This window comes from Burkholderia sp. MSMB1589WGS, assembly GCF_001636105.1.
Lineage (GTDB): Bacteria > Pseudomonadota > Gammaproteobacteria > Burkholderiales > Burkholderiaceae > Burkholderia > Burkholderia humptydooensis.
Window position 1 is genome coordinate 1,196,666 of record NZ_LNJT01000007.1, and the last position, 19,420, is coordinate 1,216,085.

Genomic DNA, 19,420 nt, shown 5'->3' on the forward strand with positions numbered 1-19,420 from the left:
ACACGGCGCGCTCGAACGGCTCTCTGCTTCGCGCTCAACCGCCCCGCCCTTTCCGGTTCACATCGCCTCGATCGCAAACGTCGCCCGGCGTATGACATAAGCGGCCACGGCCAGCGCAAGCGCAATCAGCCCGCCTTCGATCAACGCGATACCTGCCGGCACGAATCGATTCATGTTCACGCGTCCCCCGCATGGCATGACTGCCGTCCGATTGTTGCGCGGACTCTTGTGCGGCGAGCGCACCCACTGGCGCGACGCGATTCGATTTCAGCGGATCAACGCCGATCTCGACACTTCGATGCAATTGCGTCGATACGGTGACTATTCGTAGCCGGAACTGCAATCGAAGTGCGAGCGACGGCACGGCCATCGACGTTCGCAACGGATATGCGCACGAGCGACTTCACGGCCGAAGCGTGGGGACTGGCTGAGAGCCATTTTTCGCGTATGGTCGCCCATCGATCGGGCAAGTCTCGGCGCGAGCAATCGCTCGCATCATGACCTACGCCATACGAAGCGGCGAAATCGCGAACGATCGGGGCTGGCTGGGTTGCGAGCGCGCATGCACGTGCGCATTGGTGACACCCGACGAAGTCCCAGCGCAACCCCGGTTCTCCTTTCGCCGATCGAATCGGCTCACGCCCGCCCAGGCATCGCGTCGGCACGAAACTGGCAAACGAGTTCGCCGCCGTCCATGAGCCGTTCGAGTTGAGCCGGCGTCAACGTATCGAGCCAAATCGCCAACTCGTTCGAGATGCCAAGCATCGTCCGGGCACGTTCGTTGTCCTCGCACAGCAAACGTCGGGCGAGCCGGAGATACCGCCGATTGAATTCCGCAATCTCCTCGAGCACGTCTGTTTCTTCTTCCATGTCTGCCCCGTTTCGATGACGAACGCGTATGTCCGCAAACGTTCTCGCAAACGCGCTCGCCTGCCCGATGCACATTCGCCCGCGCAGACTAACGCATGCATGCCGCGCCCATCCGACATAATCCCGCCGCATTCCGCCAAATGACGATCCGCAAACGCGCGCACGCCGCGCCATCACGCGCGCGAGCCTCACCGGCATCGACCGGGACGCCACGGGCGCCTCGTCTGTCTCGCATCGGCTCTCGATCCGCGATCGACCTGCAGTAGCCATCGGTCAATTGCTACGCCGAATCGGACAGAACGATAGGCGCGCTCGCGCGTCCGCCCTCATACTCGCTCCCGGCCAGCCGCTCCCCCCGAGCGGCGAACCTTCCGATCACTCGGAATTGGCCTGCCTGCACGCGCCGTTGCGGGCGGGCCTTTTTTTCGCTCCAAGTTGGACGCGACGCGCTTACACCGAGCGCCGGGCGCGCTCATCGCAAACATCATCGTTGTCCGCAGCTTTCTCTTCGCACGTGCGTCCATCGACGGTTGATCGAATCGGCATCGTGAGTAGCCTGTCCGATTGAACCTATATTTAGCGTAACCAAACAATTCAAACAGCCCTACCATCGCTTTACCGCGTGTGCATCGCCGGCATCGCTCATATTCAGTTACGCGCCGCCGGCTCGCACGCAAACGTTTAACGTCTTCGATGGAAGGTTCGACGCCCGATGCTGAAAGTCACAAAAGCCGTATTCCCCGTTGCCGGCCTCGGCACCCGCTTTCTGCCCGCGACGAAAGCGAGCCCGAAGGAAATGTTGCCGGTCGTCGACAAGCCCTTGATTCAATATGCGGTCGAGGAAGCGATCGCCGCGGGCATCACCGAGATGATCTTCGTCACGGGCCGCAGCAAGCGCGCGATCGAGGATCATTTCGACAAATCGTATGAGATCGAGGCGGAGCTCGAAGCGCGCGGCAAGGAAAAGCTGCTGTCGCTCGTGCGCGGCATCAAGCCGCGTCACGTCGACTGCTTCTACGTGCGCCAGGCCGAAGCGCTCGGGCTCGGCCATGCGGTGCTATGCGCGGAGAAACTCGTCGGCGACAGCCCGTTCGCCGTCATCCTCGCGGACGACCTGCTCGACGGCCGCCCGCCCGTGCTGCGGCAGATGATCGACGTGTTCAATCACTATCACACGTCGGTCATCGGCGTCGAAGAGATCGCGCCGCAAGATTCGAAGTCGTATGGCGTGATCGACGGCAAGCGCTGGGAGGATGATCTCTTCAAGCTGTCGGGCATCGTCGAGAAGCCAGAGCCCGCCGCCGCGCCGTCGAATTTCGGTGTCGTCGGCCGCTATGTGCTCACACCGCGCATCTTCGATCATCTGCGCGCGCTCAAGCCCGGCGCCGGCGGAGAACTGCAATTGACCGACGCGCTGCAATCGCTGCTGAAGGACGAGCAAGTGCTCGCGCATCGTTACGACGGCAGGCGCTTCGATTGCGGCAGCAAGATCGGCTATCTGAAGGCGACCGTCGAGTTCGCGCTGCGCCACCCGGAAGTCGCAACGGAATTCGAGCAGTATCTGAGCGAGCGCTTCCCGGAACTCGTCGCGGCGTAGCACGTCGCGCGCGCCATACGCGAACGGCGCATGCATGCGTGGCGATACGCGGCATGCGTCGCTCGCGGCTGCCCGCGCAAGCGACGCGCGCGCGGTTCGTGCGCCGCCGGCATTCAACGAACAAACCGCGACGAGATGGAGGAACCGGCTTCGCACCGATTCGTCCGTCGTCCCGCATCCCCCTACTTCTTGAACACCCCGACGACGTCCCCGCCGTCGAATACGAGCAGCGCGTTGATGCGCCGCGTCTCCATCATCAGCAACGCATCTTCTACGCGCGTGCCGAGCGGCACCATCGCCGGATCCGTCGACATCAGGTCCGACGCGGTGCGCCGGAACAGCGTGTCCCCATGCGCCTCGACCGCGCGGCGGACGTCGCCGTCGGTAACGATCCCGAAGCCCGCTTCGCGCCGCACGATCGCGAGCCCGAGCCGGCCCCGCGTCATCGCCTGCAGCACGTCGATCGCCGGCGCGCGTTCGTCGACGAACGGCAGATCGTCGGCGGCCATTTCGTCGTCGACCTTCGACAACAGACGCCGGCCGAGCGAGCCGCCCGGATGGAAGCGCGCGAAGTTCTCCGGGCGAAAGCCGCGTGCCTTCATCAGCGTGACGGCGAGCGCATCGCCCATCGCGAGCGCTGCGGTAGTCGACGACGTCGGTGCGAGCTGAAGCGGACACGCTTCCTGCTCGACGCCGGCGTCGAGATGACTGTGCGCCGCCTGCGCGAGCGTCGATCGCGCATTGCCCGTCAACGCGACGAGATAATTCCGGTTGCTCTTCAGAAACGGAATCAGCTTGATCACTTCGTCGGTCTCGCCCGAGTATGAGATCGCGAGAAACGTGTCGGCCGACGTCACCATGCCGAGATCGCCGTGATATGCCTCGCCCGGATGCATGAAAAAGCTCGGCGTTCCGGTGCTCGCAAGCGTCGCCGCAATCTTTCGTCCGATGATCCCGGATTTGCCCATGCCGCAGACGACCACACGGCCGCTCGAGCGCAGGATCGCGTCGACCGCGTCGCCGAACGATTCGTCGACGCGCGCGGAGAGACCCGCGAGCGCGCGCGATTCGATGTCGAAGACTTGCCGTGCGGAATCGAGATAGTTGTGATGGTTCATCTGGGAGCCGTCCACGGCGATGAAGATGTGTTGGGATGTCATTGGGCAGCGGCATGGCGAGCCCATTGATCGAGCAGCGGCCGATACGCGTCGCCGAGCGACAGCCCCGAGCGCAACAGCACGTGCTCGGCGACTTCGCGCGCCACGCCCTCGCCGCCCCCGCGCGACACGACATAATCGACGCGCCGCTTGACGAGCGCGTGCGCGTCGACGGGCGCATACGAGACGCCGACCGAATCGATCACGGGCAGATCATTCACGTCGTCGCCGACGTACGCGATCGCATCGTCGGCGAGCGTCTCTTCCGACTTGATGCGCGCGTAGCCGGCGCGCTTGTCGTCGCAGCCCGACACGAACACGTCGAAGCCGAGCTGCCGCGCGCGCCAGGCGAGCGCCTCGCTGTGGCGCCCCGACAGAATGCCGCTGCGAATGCCGTGCGCGCGCAGCAGCGCAACCGCAATGCCGTCCTTCGCATGGAAGCTCTTGATGAACTCGCCGTCGCCCGTCACATGCAGCCGGCCGTCGGTCAGCACGCCGTCGACGTCGAACAGCACGAGCCGAATCGCGCCGCGATAGGCGGACGCGCTCATCGGATATCGAGCGCCGGCATGCGCTTGACGAGATCGTCGATCGCCTTCATCTGCGACAGGAAGCCTTCGAGCAGATGCAACGGCAGCGCGCTCGGCCCGTCGCAGCGCGCGCGGTCGGGATCGGGATGCGCTTCGAGAAAGAGTCCGGCGATGCCGACCGCGACACCCGCTCGCGCGAGATCGAGCACTTGCCGGCGCCGGCCACCCGACGCATCGCCGAGCGGATCGCGGCATTGCAGGCTGTGCGTGACGTCGAAGATCACCGGGCAGCCGCCCGTCGTCTCGGCCATCTGCCGGAAGCCGAGCATGTCGACGACGAGATTGTCGTAACCGAACGAGCTGCCGCGCTCGCACAGAATCACGCGATCGTTGCCGACCTCGCGGCATTTCGACACCACGTGCTTCAATTGCGTCGGGCTCATGAACTGCGGCTTCTTCACGTTCACCGGCTTGCCCGTCTTCGCGATCGCGACGACGAGATCGGTCTGGCGCGCGAGGAACGCGGGCACCTGCAGCACATCGGCGACTTCGGCGACGGGCGCCGCCTGTTCGATCTCGTGCACGTCGGTGATCACCGGCACGCCGAAGCGCGCCTTCACCTCGGCGAAGATCTTCAGGCCTTCGTCGAGCCCGACGCCGCGGTACGAATGAATCGACGAGCGGTTCGCCTTGTCGAACGACGCCTTGAACACGAACGGAATGCCGAGCTTGCGCGTCACCGCGACGTATTCGCTGCACACGTCGAGCGTGAAGTCGAGACTCTCGAGCACGTTGACTCCGCCGAACAGCACGAAAGGCAGGCCGTTGCCGGCCGTGACGCCGGGGCTGATTGCTACGTTCATAGGTCAAATCTCCAAATGGACCGTCCCGTGCGCGCCGCGCACCGATTCCATGCGGCGGGCTCGCGCTCGGGACGGCGAATCCTCATGATGGGCGCGCGAGCCGCGACGCATAGACCCGCGCCAGTTGCCGGAAAAAACGTTCTTCGCCGAAGCGCTCGCGGGCTTCCCTTCTCGCCGCGCTCGCGAGCCGCGCGCGCAGCGCGGCATCGCGGTCGATCGACGCGAGCAGCTCGACCGCGTCGTCCGCGCCGCGAAATATCGCGCCAGTTTGCAGGTGCCGGATGACGTCGACGTTTCCCGCGCACGCCGACGCGACGACGGGCAAGCCGAGCAGCATCGCCTCGATGACCGACACGGGCATGCCCTCCCACGACGACGTCGACAAATATACGTCCATGCGCCGCAATCTCGCGACGACTTCGGTGCGGCCAAGCCAGCCGGCGACCTCGACGCCGGCTTCGCGCAATTGCGCCTTGAGCGCGGCATCGCCGTCGCCAATCCACGTGAAGCGCATGCGCGAGCCGCGCAGGCGGCGCGCGATCTCGGCAAAGAGCTGCGGATTCTTCTGCACGCGAATGCCGCCGACCGTCACGATCCGAAACATCGGCTCGCGCGCGTCTTCCTGCTCGTCGGCGGCGGGCGCGGGCATCGCGCCGACCGCGTTCTCGACCACGACCACCGGCTGCCGCAAATGCGAGCGCACCGCGTCGCGCTCGCTATCCGAGCATGCGACGTAGAGACACCGCTTCACGCACGCGATCCGTTCGAGCGCGACGAACGCCGAACGCTTGAGCGCCGAAATGTCGCGGCGCATGAACGAGATGCAGTGCGGGCTGTAGAAGAACGCCGCATCGCGCAACGCGAACAGCGACGCGATTCTTCCGAGGAATCCCGCAAACGACGAATGCAGATGCACGATGTCCGGCCCGATGCCGATCAACGTGCGTCGCAGTTCGAGCAACATCGGCAGCAGCGGCACGCCCTTCATCTGGATGTGGCGCAGCTTGACCGTCGCATCGAACAGCACGTGAAAGTCCGCGGGTGTGTCGGGCCGAAGCGAATGAATGACGTGCACGTCGTGTCCGTCGCGCGCAAGACGGTTCGCGATCAGGCATGCCATCGATAACGTGCCCGTCGCGCTCGATTCGAGGATCTGCACGATCTTCATTCGCGCATGGCCGTCGGCCTTTGCGTTGGTCTTTGCGTAGACCTGCGAATCGCCCTTCGGCCGTGCATCGCGCCCCCGCATGCCGACGCCATCGATCGTCATCGCGCACCTCGCATCGACGAAACCGCCTCGAGACGGGCGAGCACGCCCGATTGCGCGATCACGGCCGTCCATCCGAGACGCCTCAGCCGCGCGGGATCGTTACTTTCCGCGCGCAGTTGCGCGAGCGGCAGCAGCTCGTCGAATATCGACGCGCCCGTGACGTGCGAGCGGATGCCAAGCGCCTTCACAGCGTCGACATTCGACGGCGCGTCGTTGCAGACGATCTTCTTGCCGAGCGCCGCGTATTCGAGCAGCTTCGTCGGCGTCTGAAAGCAGTGCGGGCGGTGGTACGGGAAATAGCAGACCGCATAGTCGGAGCGCAGCACGATCCTGAGCGCGTCGCGCTGCGGCACGCGCCCGACGAATGTGATGCCGTCGACATGCCGGAACGCGTCGTGAATTTCCGGCTCCGGCTGCCCGACGAGCACGAGCGTGTCGCGCATCGTGCGCGGCGCGGCGCGATACGCGGCCAGCACCTTGTGGAAGCCTCGCTCGCGGCTCATCTCGCCGATATAGCAGAACCGGCCGGCCGGACCTTCGCCCGCCGGTTCGTTCGCGATCTCGAAGATCCAGTCCGGCACGCCCATCGGCAGCAGCAGCGACGGTGTCCCGTCACGGAACGCCATCGCGTCGCGCATCCGCTCGTTCTGGAAGATCCGCAGATCCGGCTTCGCGTTCAGCGCGCGCTTGATCGTGTCCTTGATCGCCGCGAGCCTGCCGACCGACAGCGACCGGTAGTCGTGAATCACGAACCGCGCAGGCGGCAGCGATCGATAAAAACCCATGATGCACCACAGGATGCAGTCGCTTCGGCCGTCGAGCTTCGCATACGCGCTCGCGTCGCCATCATGGACGTCGAAGCCGCGCTGGCCGAGAAAATCGCGGTATGCGGCGATTTCCGGGTAATTCGCCTTCCCCGGATGGAGGATGAATACTTTCATGCAGCGCTTTTCTCCTTGTCCAGCACGCGCGCCGGCACGCCCACCGCGACGCCGCCGTCCGGCACGTCCCGCAGCAGCACGGCGCCCGCGCCGATGCGCGCGCGATGGCCGATCCGAATCTCGCCGAGCGCGACGCTGTGCGCGCCGAACTCGACGTCGTCGCCGACGGACGGCACGCCGCTATAGGTGCCGTCCGGCCGCAGCGTGTTGCCGATCGTCACGCCGTGCCGCACCACGCAGCGCTCGCCGATCTCGCAATAGCCGTTGATGACGAGCCCCGTGCCGTGATACAGCGTGAGGCCCTTGCCGATTCTCGTCTTGACCGGAATCTCGATGCCCATGATCCAGTCGCAGACGACGATGTAGAGCGCGATCACCGGCGCGCCGAGCGCGAGCGTCAGCTTGCTGCGGCACGCGAGATAGTTCGCGATCCGGAAGAACATGACGACGCAGCGCGTCTTGAAGAACGCGTTGCGCCTGTAATCCTCGGCGATCGCGTCGATTGTCCGTTTCAGCGTCGTGCGCATGTCAATGCTTCATCGAAAATACGTTTCTCGCGGCGCGCGGCGCGATGTCCTCCTTGCCGAAGTAATCGATGCCGTCGATCAGAAACGCATGAATGTACTTGAGCAGCCTCGCGCGATCGAACTCCTTGTAGAAGCAGCGGCCGAGCGACATGACCGGCTTGCCGTACAGCAGCGCCTCCAGGCCGACCGTCGAATTGATCGTGACGACCGAATGCGCGTGCTTGATCAGATCGGTGGTCGGCGACGTGACGAGGTCGAAGTGATAGACCCGCTGCATCCGCACCACCTCGTCGATCACGGCCGTGTCGCACTCGGCCGGATGCAGCTTGACGATCAGGTCCGCGTTCTCGTTCGCCGCGTGCTCAAACGCGAGATGGATCGCCTTCAGGTTGTCGACGTCCGAATGCAGCTTGATCTGCGTATCGCCCGACACCTGCAGCGGCAGGAACACGTAGCGCAGCGCCGTCAGCTCCTTCACCGTCAGCGCTTTCGCCTGCGTCGGCGCACTCGCGCCGTTCGTCGCGCGCACCGTGTTCAAACGTTTGCTCGCCACGCCCAGCGTAGCGAGCTTCAGCGCATAGTTGACGGCCGACACCGCCTTGCGCATCCACGACGTGCGCGACTGCGGCAGCGGCCTCGCCTTGTACTGCTCGTAGCGCGCGAGCCAGCGGCGATGCTCGTCCTCGGTCGGCATCGGCAAGCCGTCGATGACGGCCGGATTGCGGCTGATCGACGACAGCGCGTTGACGCCGAGCCGGTCGACGAACAGCTTGTCCGGCAGGTTCGAGATCTCGACGAATTTCGTCGGGACCCCGTGCGCCGCGCACGCGTGCGCGACCGCCCGGCAAACGAGCTGCTGGCCGTTCCACATCAGGCACTGCGAGACGAGATGACGGCGGAACACGCCGCACATCGCGGCGAAGATCGCGGCCGCATCGGCGCGTGCAAGCTCGCCTGTCATCTGCCCGTTCAGCACCTCGATCGACGCATCGGAGCGAATCGCATCCGCCGCATCATGCGCGGCGGATGCGCTCACGCCGCGCCGCAGATAGACCGATCGAAAACCCGCGCTCAGCGCCATCAGGTGTGCGATCGGCTCGCTCGTCGCGAACAGAAAGCCGAACTCATTCCTGACTGCCTTCACGAGCCGCGCGGCAAAGTAGTAACGCTCCATCGAATCGACGACGACGACAATCATGATCTGCGCTCAACGAAGAAATGGAAGAAACGTCATGCATCGGCGCGCCGACGCGACACGCTGCCGTTCATCACGCTGAATGTCAGCGCGATGCCGGCGATCATCAGCACGGCGCCCGAGAACGAAAACAGGCGCACGCTCGCGAGCACCGACAGCCCCGCGAGCTTCGCCGCGCACAACGCGCCGGCGAGCACGGCGCCGGCGCCGAGCTGAAACAGGAAATCGATGCGCTGCGCGCGCGCCGCGAGAAAGATCTGCGACAGCGGCACGTAAATCATCTGGAATGCGAAGAGCGGGATCATGCACTGGAAGAACGCGATCGCGCCGCTCCAGCGCGCGCCGAAGAAAAGCGAGACGAGCGGGCCGAACAGCAGCGCGCCGCCCGCCGCATAGCCCGCCGCGAGCAGCGCGAGCGAGCGCGCATACGTGCCGAACACCTTCGGCACCATCGCGTGCGCATCGTCTCTCGCCATCGCGGCCATCGCGTCGCGCCGGAATACGCCGCCCAGACTCTGTGCGATCAGCGACACGGGAAAGAAGCCGAGCCGATACGCGGCCGCGAAATAGCCGGCGCTCTGCGCATCGAACCAATGCGGAATCACGATCGCCAGCGCATAGGTCAGCACCGAGCCGCACAGCGTAGACGGCAGGATGTATTTCGCGAACCGGCTGTGCTCGACGAAGAACGCGCGCGTCACCGCGAACGAATAGCCGCGCCGCCCGCCGTGCAGCGCGACCGCGATCAGCATCAGCAGCGCGACCGACACCGTGACTGTCGTGTAGGCGTCGAACGTATCGACCGGTCCGAACTGCGCGCCGAACTTCGGCGCGAATGCCTCGGCGAGCAGGCAGACGAGAAACGATCCGTTGACGGCGATCCGGCTCGCGGCAATCCAGCCGTAGCGCCTCAGACTGTTCAGATAGCCGCCCGCCGCGAGCTGGACGAACACCGCGAACCCGTATGCGGCGACGACGTACAGGTCCGTGCGACCCGCGACGGAGATCGCCGCACAGCCCGCCGCGACCACGGCCGTGCCGAGCGCCGTCACATTGACGAACGCGTGGAACGAATCGGCCGGACTGTCGCTCACGCACGCCAGCTCGTAGCGGCACGCGAGCAGCGTGCCGGCGAACGTCGCCAACGCGAGCAGATAGTTGAAGTGGCCGAGCGCCTCCGGGCCCTGGAAGCGCCCGATCAGCGAAATGCAGCCGAAGAGCGCGATCTGCCCGGCGACGACGCCGCACAGCGACACGATCGAATCGCGGACGCGAATCATCGTCGCGCTCCCGCGTTCGCGCCCGCGCGCCGCTCGCCTGCCGGCGCAAGCGGGCGGCCGGCGCCGCGTCCGCCATCCCGCGTGTCCTCGTCATGCATCGCGCTTCGCTCCGTATTCGTATGCGACGTAGCGATAGCCGCCGTACTTCGAGCCGTAACCGTACTGCCCGAGCCGTGGATTGATCCCGTTGAACACGACGCCGCTCAGACGCACGCCGTTCTGCGCGAGCCGCTTCGCGGATTCGGAAATCTCGCCGAGCTTCGTCGAGCCCGCGAGCGCGACGAGGAACGCGGTGCCCGCCGTCGCGGCGAGGATGCCCGTGTCGGCCACCGCGAGCACCGGCGGCGAATCGATCACGACGACGTCGTAGCGCTTCGAGAACGCGTCGATCAACTCCGGCACGCGCGCGTTGAGCAGCAGTTCCGCGGGGTTTTTCGGCATCGTGCCCGTCGAGATGAAATCGAGTCCGTCGATCACGTCGCGATGCAGCACGTCGTCCGGGTGCGCCGAGCCAGCGATCAGCTCGGAGAAGCCCCTGCCGCGCGCGAAGCCGAGATAGTCGTTCAGATGTCCTTTGCGAATGTCGCCGTCGATCAGCAGCACGCGCTTGCCCGCCATCGTCAGCACCGCGGCGAGATTCGCCGACACGAACGATTTGCCGACCCCCGGCGCGGGCCCCGCGATCACGACGACGTTGTTCTTCGCGTCGAGCATCGCGAACTGCAGCGCGGTGCGCAGGCTGCGCAGGCTCTCGACGGCCGGTTCGTCCGGATGCGCGACGGACAGCAGCGACAGCGCGCGCTCCTTGCGCTTCGCGCGCTCGGTCAGCGCCCGCTGCTCGTCGCTGCGCGGCACGGTCGCATAGACGTTCAAGCCGAGACGCCGCTCGATCTCGTTCGGATCGGAGATGCCGTGGAACAGCATCGAGCGGCCGACCGCCGTGCCGCAGCCTGCAAGCACGCCGAGCAGCAGCGACGCGAGCGCGACGAGTGCCTTCTTCGGCCTGACGGGCACTTCCGGCACCGCCGCCGTATCGACGAGCCGCACGTTGCCGACTTTGCCCGCGCGCACGAGCTGCAGTTGCTGCGTGTTGTTCAGCAGCGCCGTGTAGAGATCGGTATTGACCTTCACGTCGAGCATCAGCCGCACGAGCTGCTGCTGCAGATCCGGCAGCCGCTTGATCTGCTGCTCGGCCGTGCCGCGATAGCCGTCGAGCGCGGCGATCTGCTGATCAATCGCGATCACGCCCGGATGCTTCGGCGTGAAGCGCGACAGCAGCTCCTGCCGTTTTTGCTGCAGTTCGAGCAAGCGCGTCTTCGCATCGGCCGATTGCGCGAGCACGAGCTTCGCCTCTTCGGTCAGATCGACGGTGCCGTGCTCGTCGCGCAGTTTCGTGAGTCTCGATTCGGAATCGGTCAACTGCTGCTTGAGCGCCGGCAACTGTCCATTCAGGAACTCGAGCGATTGCGCGGCTTCCGCCGATTTGCGCTGGATGTTCTGCGCGACGTATTGCCGCCCGATTTCATTGAGCGCGCTGCTGACGAGGTCGGGATCGGTGTCGCGCAGGCTCGCGACGACGACGTCGGACTGCTTGACGCGCTCCTGCACGTCGAGGTTGTCCTGCAGATCCTCGATCGTTCGCAAACGGGAATTGCGCACGAGCACAAACGTCGCGCCAGGCCGCGCGGCGATCGCGTCGACGCGCAACGCGATCGCCCCGCCCTTCGCCGGAATGCGTTCGAGCCTGCCGACGACGCCCTCCGCACTGCGATCGAGATCGCCGCCGTCGAGCCGGTAGCGACGCGCATCGAGCATCGTCAGCTCGAACGTGTCGCCTTCCATCGGGCGCGGCACGTCGAATGTCGCGACGTCGATGCGCTCCTGGCCCCACGCGTAGCCGCCGAAGCCCGCGAAGCCCGGATTCGAGAGCCCGTCGCTGCGGCGCGCGAGCCAATTGCCGATCACCGGGAAGCGCTTCGGCTTCGCGTCGATGAAGAGTTTCAGATTGTCGACGGCGCGCGACACGACGAGCCGCGACGCGAGAATCTGCGTTTCGGCGGCCGCGGACGACTTCACGTCGAAGAGCGATGACACGTCGCCGAGCAGGCTCTTCGCGGCGGACGTATCGGGGCTGTCCTCGACCTGGATCAGGATGTCGGCCTGATAGACGGGCTTGCTGAGCACCGCATACGCGACGCCGACGATGAAACAGCCGAGCGCGATCGAGGCGATCAGCCAGCGGCCTTCGATCAGGATGTCGAGAACGGCGATGAAATCGGTGTCGCCTTCGCTGTCGGCAGGCGTCGACGCGCCGGTTGGATTGGGATTCATGGTTGGGGGTCTTGGAGATTCGGTTCTACGTGTCGCGCGCGCTCACACGAGCCGCAGCCGCGACAGCCAGCCGTTCACGCCGAGCTCGAGGAGCCGCGCGGACCGCTCGAATACGAAGCGCGGTTGACGATAGGGATCGTGGACGTCGAAATTCTCGTGCTCGCCGATGCGGAACACCTTGCCGCGCGCGAGCGGATACCGTTCCTCGACGAGCCGCCGCTGAGCGCGGTCCATCACGAGAATCAGGTCCGCCGACGCGCACTGCGCGCGCCCGAGCTGCTGCGCGCGATGCGCGGACAGATCGATGCCGCGCTCGCGCATCACGCCCTGCGCGAACGGCGCGGCCGGCAGCCCGACGAGCGCGTTGAAGCCCGCCGACGCCACCGCGCGTCCCGGCAGCGCCGCCTCGAAAAGCGCGGCCGCCATCGGGCTGCGGCAGAGATTGCCCTCGCAGACGACGAGAATCGAGTCGATCATTTGGTCACGACCGCCGCGGTCAGGCCGGCATTGACGGCCGGCAGCAACAGGCTGAGCACGCGGCTGAACCGCACGAGCCCGTTGCCGTCGACATAGACGATGTCCTTCGGCTCCAGCTCGAACTGGTTCGCGAGCACCATCGCGACGGGCGAGCTCGCGTCGAGCCGATAGACGTGCGGCTTCGCGTCGAGCGAGCCGCGGATCACGTACAGTTGCGCGGCGTCGGCCGTCGCCGCGTTCAGGCTGCCCGCCTGCGACAGCGCATCGCTCAGCGTCAGGCGGCCGTTGCGCATCGGCAGCGCGGTGACGGGCTTGTTGACCTCGCCCATCACGAACACGCCGCTTTCGTCGCGCGGCGGGATGCGCAGCAGGTCGCCGTCCTTGAGCACGATCCGCGACGGACTGATCCCTTGTGCCGCACCCGACAGATCGATCCGCTGCTCGGCGCCGTCGCGCACGAGCGTCACGCGGCTCTGGTCCGCGCTCGCCGAGAAGCCGCCCGCGCGACTCACCGCGTCGTACAGCGTCATCGGAATGTCGTTGAGCGCCTGCGAGCCGGGCGTATGCACTTCGCCCTCGATATAGACCTGCTTCGCACGGAACGACGCGATGCGCACCGTCACCTGCGGATCGCGGAACGTCTCCGCGAGCTTGCGCGCGAGCCGCGCCTGAACCTGCTCGGGCTTCAGGCCCGCGACCGCGATGCGCCCGACATACGGATACTGGAGCGTGCCGTCCTGATCGACGACGAAGCCCGCCGGCGCATCGGCCGCGCGCGCCGCCGTCTGCTGCTGCGTGCCGAGCGCCGCCGCGAGCTCGGGATGATCCCAGACCGTGATCTGCAGCACGTCGCCGCGCCCGACCGTATAGGCGGACGCCGGCAATCCGGAATCGGACGCACGGCGCGGCATCCGCTGCGCGTCGCGCTGCGTCCGGATCAGATTCAGGTCGATGTCCGTGATCGGAACCGGCAACTGCTCGCCGCGCGACTCGCGGCCGGCTTCGGCCGCCGCGCCCGCTACCGCGCTCGACACCGGCACGTTCGCCGGCTGCTTCATCCGCATGCCGGGCGCGACGCCGCACGCGCTCAATGTCGCGAATGCCGCGCACATCGGCACCCACATCGTCAACCAACGCACGCGCGCGCCGCACGTGCGTTTCGGCGGCACGACGCCGCCTGCTTCCCCCAGACTACCCATCTACACCTCTATCCATTTTCTAATTCTGGCCTGTTCCGGCCGCCGACCGACGTGCGGGGGGCGCTCAATACGCGCCCGATCCGCGCAGGACGACGTTGACCGTCTTCAACAGGATGGTCAGATCGCGACGAAGCGACCAATCCTTCACGTACGACACGTCGAGCGAAACCCGTGTCGCGTAACTGGTGTCGTTGCGGCCGCTCACTTGCCACAGGCCGGTCATGCCGGGCTTCGCGGCGAGGTAGTAGCGAACGTCGTCGCCGTAGCGCGCGAGTTCCGCCTCGACGATCGGCCGGGGCCCGACGAGGCTCATCTCGCCCCTCACGACGTTCATCAACTGCGGCAGCTCGTCGAGACTGCTTCGACGCAGGAAGCGGCCGATCGGCGTGATCCGCACGTCGTTCTTCAACTTGAATTCGCGCTCCCATTCCGCGCGCGCCTGCGGATCGCGCTCGAGCAGCGCCTTCAGCACGGCATCGGCGTTCATCACCATCGAGCGGAACTTCAGGCACTTGAACGGGCGGCCGTCGCGGCCGATTCGCACGTGTCCGAACACGGCCGGCCCGCCGTCGCGCCTCACGAGGAACGCGATGACGGCGAGCGCGGGCGACAGCACGGCGATCAGGCACGACGCGGCGGCAACGTCGAACGCGCGCTTGACGATCCGCTTCGCGATGCCCGACGTGCGCATGCGTTGCGCGACATGGCCCACCTGATCGAGCGTCGCGGCCTTCACTTGCCGGCTCGCGCGCTCGACGAGGCCGAAGATCGCGAGCGTGACAGCACGGAAGATCAAGAGCCCGATGCCGGTCGTCACGGTCCAGTAGACGAACCACGCGCTCGACAGGATCTGCGCGCGATGCAGCACGTACAGCAGCACGACGGTGCCGCCCTGCACGACGAGCCACGCAAGCGCGGTGCGGCTGATCAGGTGCACGGGCGAGCGCCGCCTGGACGTCTCGTAGATTCCGCACGCGGGGAAGACCGACAACGACAGCGCGGCGGCGAACGCCACCAGCGTGCCGTCGAAGATCTCGGCATGCGGGCCGCCCGATGCCTCGATCAGAATCGGAAGGAACGCGCCGAACACGATCACCGCAATGTCGACGACTCTGGGAAATATCGCTGGCATAAGTGAACCTCGATTGCGATTCGTCAATAATTTGCTTCGCACTTCTACATTCATGCCGGACACACTTCACGCGTTCGGCTTCTTCTCTTGCCACCTCATCTATGCATCGGAGTCCGAATCGGCTGATGTTCGACCGTCGTCGCTCAACGACGATCGAACGGCACCCACGGCTTCGCACGCGGGCGTGGCTAAACGGCAGTTAAGGGTGAAACGACGGACGCGGCGCGCCGCTTGTCATGAAATCGATCCGCTCAGCCGCGAAACGAAGCCGCCGCACGCGAGATCCGCGTCCGAGCCTCGGCTGCGCTCGACCGCGCGGTACTCGGTCGGCGACATCGACAGATGCTGGCGAAACAGCTTCGCGAGGCGATCACCGCTGCCGAGACCTGTGCGCCGCGCAATCTTGTCGACCGGCAGATCGGTATGCACGAGCATGTGGCACGCATGCTCGAGCCGGACTTTCTGTACGAATTCGGACGGCGTCACGCCGATTTCCTGCTTGAAGCGGCGCAGGAAATTGCGCTCGCTCATCGCCGCCGCATGCGCGGTATCGGCGATCGAAATCCGGTTGGCGCTGTTCTCGCGCAGTTGCTGGACCGAAGCGCGAATCAGCTTGCTCGCCCGCGCCTCGCGCGCGGCGAATGTCGATTCGGCGGGCAGTGCGCTCAGCGCCGGGCACAAACGTTCGGCAACCTCGTGTGCGGCGCTGTCGCCGCAATCGTGCCGGATGATCGCCAGCGCGGCCGAGAACGCCGCACGCTCCGCCGCCGTCGGGCGAACCTTCTCGGCGGATGCGGCGCCCGAGAGCATCGCGTCGATCGACAGGTCGTCCGCCGCCGCATCGCCGCCGTCGAGCGCCGCGAGCCCCATCAGGCGCCTCGTGCCGCCCGAGGCGCGAACATGGGCGCGTGCGCAGCGCAACCATTCGGACACCTTCTCGTCGTCACGATCGGACGCGCCCAGCTCGCCTATCGCAAAGATCGCATGCACGCTCTCGACCACGCGCTCGTGCAGCGGCTGGGTCCAGACGGGAATGCCGGACGACGAATACACCGCGCCGCCCTTCGCCGACAACAGGAGCATCTCGTAGCCGCCGCCGGAATCCTCGCCAGCGTGCCGGAAGCGATTGGCAAGATTGAAGATCTCCGCCATGCGTCCGGCCTGCATCAACGAAAAGCCTTCAAACAAGACGACAGCGATCCCTTTTCGGTAGCACACGCCTCCGAAAGCTGCACCACGACTCACGTGTGCTCCCATCCGACCAATGTTGAACGCGCATTCCATGCCGCCGGCCCTTTCACTCATTCAGCAATGTCTATTCTGCGGCGCATCATATTCCTTCAAATCGCTGCAACAATCTTTCTGTCCGATTACGACGCCATGTTGTCGGATTGAAGCAGGACATCGATTCCATCATTTATCCGACGCACCAATTCGAATTGGTGCACGCGTTGCACCCAAAAGCACGCATGGGCTTGTCGAATTCGGACGACCTTTCGGCTACCGAATCACCGCTGGCGGGTGGCGCGTCCGATAAGGACGGCGGATAAGGACAGATGCGTCGGTTGCCGCATTGCACCTGCCCGCGAGCGCATTCGGCATGCGAATCGGAATGGCGGAATCCGCCGCATCGGCATCGCGCGACCTTGCGCCGGCGCGCTGCGCAGCCGTGTCTCTTCAGAGGAATAGGAAGGCGTCGCGCGCCGGGACCGTCGAAGCGCGCGTCGCTGCCGCGACGACTTTATCGAATTCGCCGCCGACCCGCATGTCTTTTTACATTTGGAATTGAACTTATATTACCGAAGCGCGATTCGGATATTGCATATTTTTCCGATATCGATCTAACGTCTTTCGATAATTGTTGACCGACGTCTATATCGCACCATGCACAATGCGCGATCGCCGCGCTTCGGAAATTTCCCATTTTCACGTGGCGATACGGGATATGCGCGAATTAGCGCGATTCGCCCCGATCGGACAAATGACGCAATGGCGCACTCGCGCGCCGCGAAACTGCGATCATCCGCACTGCCGCCTTACAATACGGCGTTTTTCTCAGGTGAATACAAGCGATGTGGCCTGCCATCAGCGATCTCGGCGATGCCGCCTTGACCCTTCCTCTTTGCGCCGCCTGCTGCGCATGGCTCGTCCACTCGTCGCCCGAGCGGCGCTATGCGGTGGCGTGGCTCGCGCTGCTCGCGGCCGGCATGCTCGTCGTCGGGTTGACGAAGATTCTCTACGCGGGTTGCGGCGTGCAGATTCGCGCGATCGACTTTCGCGTCGTCAGCGGGCACACGATGCTCGCATCGGCGGTGTGGCCGATGGCGCTGCTGCTCGGCCTGCCATGGCTGCGCTCGAACGCGGCGTTGGCGGCGGGCCTCGCGCTCGCCGCGCTGATCGGCACCGCGCGCGTGTTCGATGAAGCGCATACGGTGTCCGAGGTCATCGCCGGCTGGGCGCTCGGCACACTCGTCACGCTGTCGTTCGTGCGCTGGAAAGCCCCGCCCGTGATGTCGCGACGCCTGTGGCCTTACGCTTGCGCGTCGCTGCTCGCGGTGCTGGCGATCGCCTATGGCCGGCACGCGCCGATTCAGGCTGCAATCGAACTGTATTCGCCGTTCCTGTGCCGCTCATTCCCGTGGTGAGCGTCGGTTGCCGCCACAGCAAGTCGCCAACCGCCAAAATCCCGCCCGAATCGGACACGCCCCCATGCGACGACACACGCGTCGCTATACTTCCAGGCACCACGCCGGGCGGATAGGCACATGCGGCGGCGTCGCGTTGAAACGCCACCGCGCACGACCGACGAACCACGGAGTCTTCATGCGACGCGCGAGCGTTCCCACCCTGCTCTTCGCCGCCAGCGCCTGCTTCTTCTCGCTGAACGCGTTCAGCGTGCGCGCGACCTTCGCGGCCTACGCGCTGCTCGCCCTCCTCGCGCTGTTGCGCGCGCCGACGCTGTTCGCGCGCCAGCAACGTCTGCCCGCGATCGCCGCATACTGGACGCTTTGCGTGAGCATCGCATTCATCGTGTCGGCGTTCGGCGATTTCTACGCGAACTTCTTCGTCAAGTTCGTGCTGATCGAAACCTACGTCGCGCTCGCATTCTGGATGTTCGCAAGCGGCGTGCTGTCGATGCGCTCGCTCGAGCGGACGTGCGAAACGCTGATCTACGTGCACGCGGCGTTCTTCGTCGTGCAGCTCGGCTTCTACCTCGCCTTCGGCCATTTCATCGATTTCGACAGCTACATCCGCGAGAGCGATTCGGAAGCGCTCTATGCGACGAAGGCGCTGAGCGACAGTCTCATCTCGATCCGTGCGCTCGGCCTGTATTCGGAACCGTCGTTCTACGCAATGACAGTCGTGCCCGCGGGCGCCGTCCTGCTGCTCGCGAAGCGGCGCGCGACGGCGGCTGCGATCGTCGCGTTCGCAACCGCGCTGCTGTCGTTCTCGATCGCAGCGATCGTCATCTGCGCGCTGCTCGGCGGCGTGCACTTCCTCGCGGGACGCACGTCGATCCGGATCAAGCTCGTGATCGCCGCGGTCGCGCTCGCGATCGCGCCGGCGATGTACGGCGTGTACGACAAGCGCGTGAATCAATCCGCCGACTACGACGCAGTGGGCAGCCGCACGCTCGTGCTGCGCGAGCTGCGCGAGCGGGACGCGCTCACAGGCGTGTTCGGCAGCGGCCTCTTCTGGGACGAACGGAACAACGTCGGCAAGACGCACTTGCGCGGCTACCAGGTGCGCGACAGTTCGTTCTACGTGTATCTGCTGTTCGCGACCGGCATCGCCGGCGTTGCCGCGTTCTTCGGCACGTTGTTCATGCTGTTCCGGCGGCGCAGCCGCCGGCGCCTGCTGCTGTATCTGCTGCCGCTCCTCCTCTTCAAGTTTCACGCGCTATACGGCATGCTATGGCTCACGCTGCTGATGTTCGTCGTCGTCGCCGGGCACGCCGAGCGCTTGCCCGAGCGCCGTGAACGGCCTGGTACCGGTACCGGGTGGCTGAGCGCGGCCGGCGCATCGGGACCTTAGCCTTTGCCGCGCACAC

17 protein-coding genes are annotated in these 19,420 nt (G+C 65.6%); 3 read left to right on the forward strand and 14 right to left on the reverse strand.

All coding sequences use genetic code 11. From position 1 onward, the window contains the following. Positions 1–636: 636 nt before the first annotated feature. Entirely contained in the window at positions 637–870 is a 234-nt protein-coding gene (locus tag WT16_RS13510; RefSeq protein WP_006025425.1) for a flagellar transcriptional regulator FlhD, read from the reverse strand. A gap of 712 nt (positions 871–1,582) precedes the next feature. Here WT16_RS13510 and galU point away from each other — a divergent pair. Next, a complete protein-coding gene (gene galU / locus WT16_RS13520; RefSeq protein WP_015600755.1) occupies positions 1,583–2,467 on the forward strand; it encodes a UTP--glucose-1-phosphate uridylyltransferase GalU in 885 nt (294 codons plus the stop codon). Between the two features lie 182 nt (positions 2,468–2,649). Here the strand turns inward: galU and WT16_RS13525 are convergent, their stop codons facing one another. From WT16_RS13525 to WT16_RS13585, 13 genes are all read right to left on the reverse strand, one after another. Beyond that, positions 2,650–3,585: a KpsF/GutQ family sugar-phosphate isomerase gene (locus tag WT16_RS13525; RefSeq protein WP_063533508.1), complete on the reverse strand. Its 936-nt coding sequence runs from the start codon at positions 3,583–3,585 to the stop codon at positions 2,650–2,652. A gap of 38 nt (positions 3,586–3,623) precedes the next feature. After that, positions 3,624–4,175 carry an HAD family hydrolase gene (locus WT16_RS13530; RefSeq protein WP_006025420.1) on the reverse strand — a complete coding sequence of 184 codons (552 nt, stop codon included), beginning with the start codon at positions 4,173–4,175 and terminating at the stop codon, positions 3,624–3,626. Continuing rightward, positions 4,172–5,017, reverse strand: a complete 846-nt coding sequence (kdsA, locus tag WT16_RS13535; RefSeq protein ID WP_015600890.1) for a 3-deoxy-8-phosphooctulonate synthase — start codon at positions 5,015–5,017, stop codon at positions 4,172–4,174. The genes WT16_RS13530 and kdsA overlap by 4 nt, the downstream gene beginning before the upstream one ends. An 82-nt stretch (positions 5,018–5,099) precedes the next feature. Further along, the gene (locus WT16_RS13540; RefSeq protein ID WP_063533509.1) at positions 5,100–6,287 is read right to left on the reverse strand and encodes a glycosyltransferase; all 1,188 of its coding nucleotides are present in this window, start codon (positions 6,285–6,287) and stop codon (positions 5,100–5,102) included. After that, on the reverse strand, positions 6,284–7,228 hold the full coding sequence (locus WT16_RS13545) for a glycosyltransferase (RefSeq protein ID WP_063533510.1): 945 nt from the start codon (positions 7,226–7,228) through the stop codon (positions 6,284–6,286). The genes WT16_RS13540 and WT16_RS13545 overlap by 4 nt, the downstream gene beginning before the upstream one ends. Beyond that, a complete protein-coding gene (locus WT16_RS13550; protein WP_063533511.1) occupies positions 7,225–7,755 on the reverse strand; it encodes a serine acetyltransferase in 531 nt (176 codons plus the stop codon). The genes WT16_RS13545 and WT16_RS13550 overlap by 4 nt, the downstream gene beginning before the upstream one ends. A 1-nt stretch (position 7,756) precedes the next feature. Further along, entirely contained in the window at positions 7,757–8,953 is a 1,197-nt protein-coding gene (locus WT16_RS13555; protein WP_063533512.1) for a capsular biosynthesis protein, read from the reverse strand. A 32-nt stretch (positions 8,954–8,985) separates the two neighbouring features. Further along, positions 8,986–10,230, reverse strand: coding sequence for an oligosaccharide flippase family protein (locus WT16_RS13560; protein WP_063533513.1), 1,245 nt, complete (start codon positions 10,228–10,230; stop codon positions 8,986–8,988). Positions 10,231–10,320: 90 nt separating this feature from the next. Continuing rightward, positions 10,321–12,561 carry a polysaccharide biosynthesis tyrosine autokinase gene (locus WT16_RS13565; protein ID WP_063533514.1) on the reverse strand — a complete coding sequence of 747 codons (2,241 nt, stop codon included), beginning with the start codon at positions 12,559–12,561 and terminating at the stop codon, positions 10,321–10,323. Between the two features lie 42 nt (positions 12,562–12,603). Next, on the reverse strand, positions 12,604–13,038 hold the full coding sequence (locus WT16_RS13570) for a low molecular weight protein-tyrosine-phosphatase (protein ID WP_006025412.1): 435 nt from the start codon (positions 13,036–13,038) through the stop codon (positions 12,604–12,606). Beyond that, a complete protein-coding gene (locus WT16_RS13575; protein ID WP_009913450.1) occupies positions 13,035–14,237 on the reverse strand; it encodes a polysaccharide biosynthesis/export family protein in 1,203 nt (400 codons plus the stop codon). The genes WT16_RS13570 and WT16_RS13575 overlap by 4 nt, the downstream gene beginning before the upstream one ends. 64 nt (positions 14,238–14,301) lie before the next feature. After that, on the reverse strand, positions 14,302–15,369 hold the full coding sequence (locus tag WT16_RS13580) for a sugar transferase (protein ID WP_009913452.1): 1,068 nt from the start codon (positions 15,367–15,369) through the stop codon (positions 14,302–14,304). Positions 15,370–15,603: 234 nt separating this feature from the next. Further along, positions 15,604–16,536, reverse strand: a complete 933-nt coding sequence (locus WT16_RS13585) for a helix-turn-helix domain-containing protein (RefSeq protein WP_059930921.1) — start codon at positions 16,534–16,536, stop codon at positions 15,604–15,606. 905 nt (positions 16,537–17,441) lie between these two features. Here WT16_RS13585 and WT16_RS13595 point away from each other — a divergent pair. Continuing rightward, positions 17,442–18,014, forward strand: a complete 573-nt coding sequence (locus tag WT16_RS13595) for a phosphatase PAP2 family protein (RefSeq protein ID WP_063533515.1) — start codon at positions 17,442–17,444, stop codon at positions 18,012–18,014. A gap of 178 nt (positions 18,015–18,192) precedes the next feature. Next, positions 18,193–19,404 (forward strand): hypothetical protein, encoded by a 1,212-nt coding sequence (locus tag WT16_RS13600; protein ID WP_063533516.1) that lies wholly within the window; start codon positions 18,193–18,195, stop codon positions 19,402–19,404. Positions 19,405–19,420: the final 16 nt, after the last annotated feature.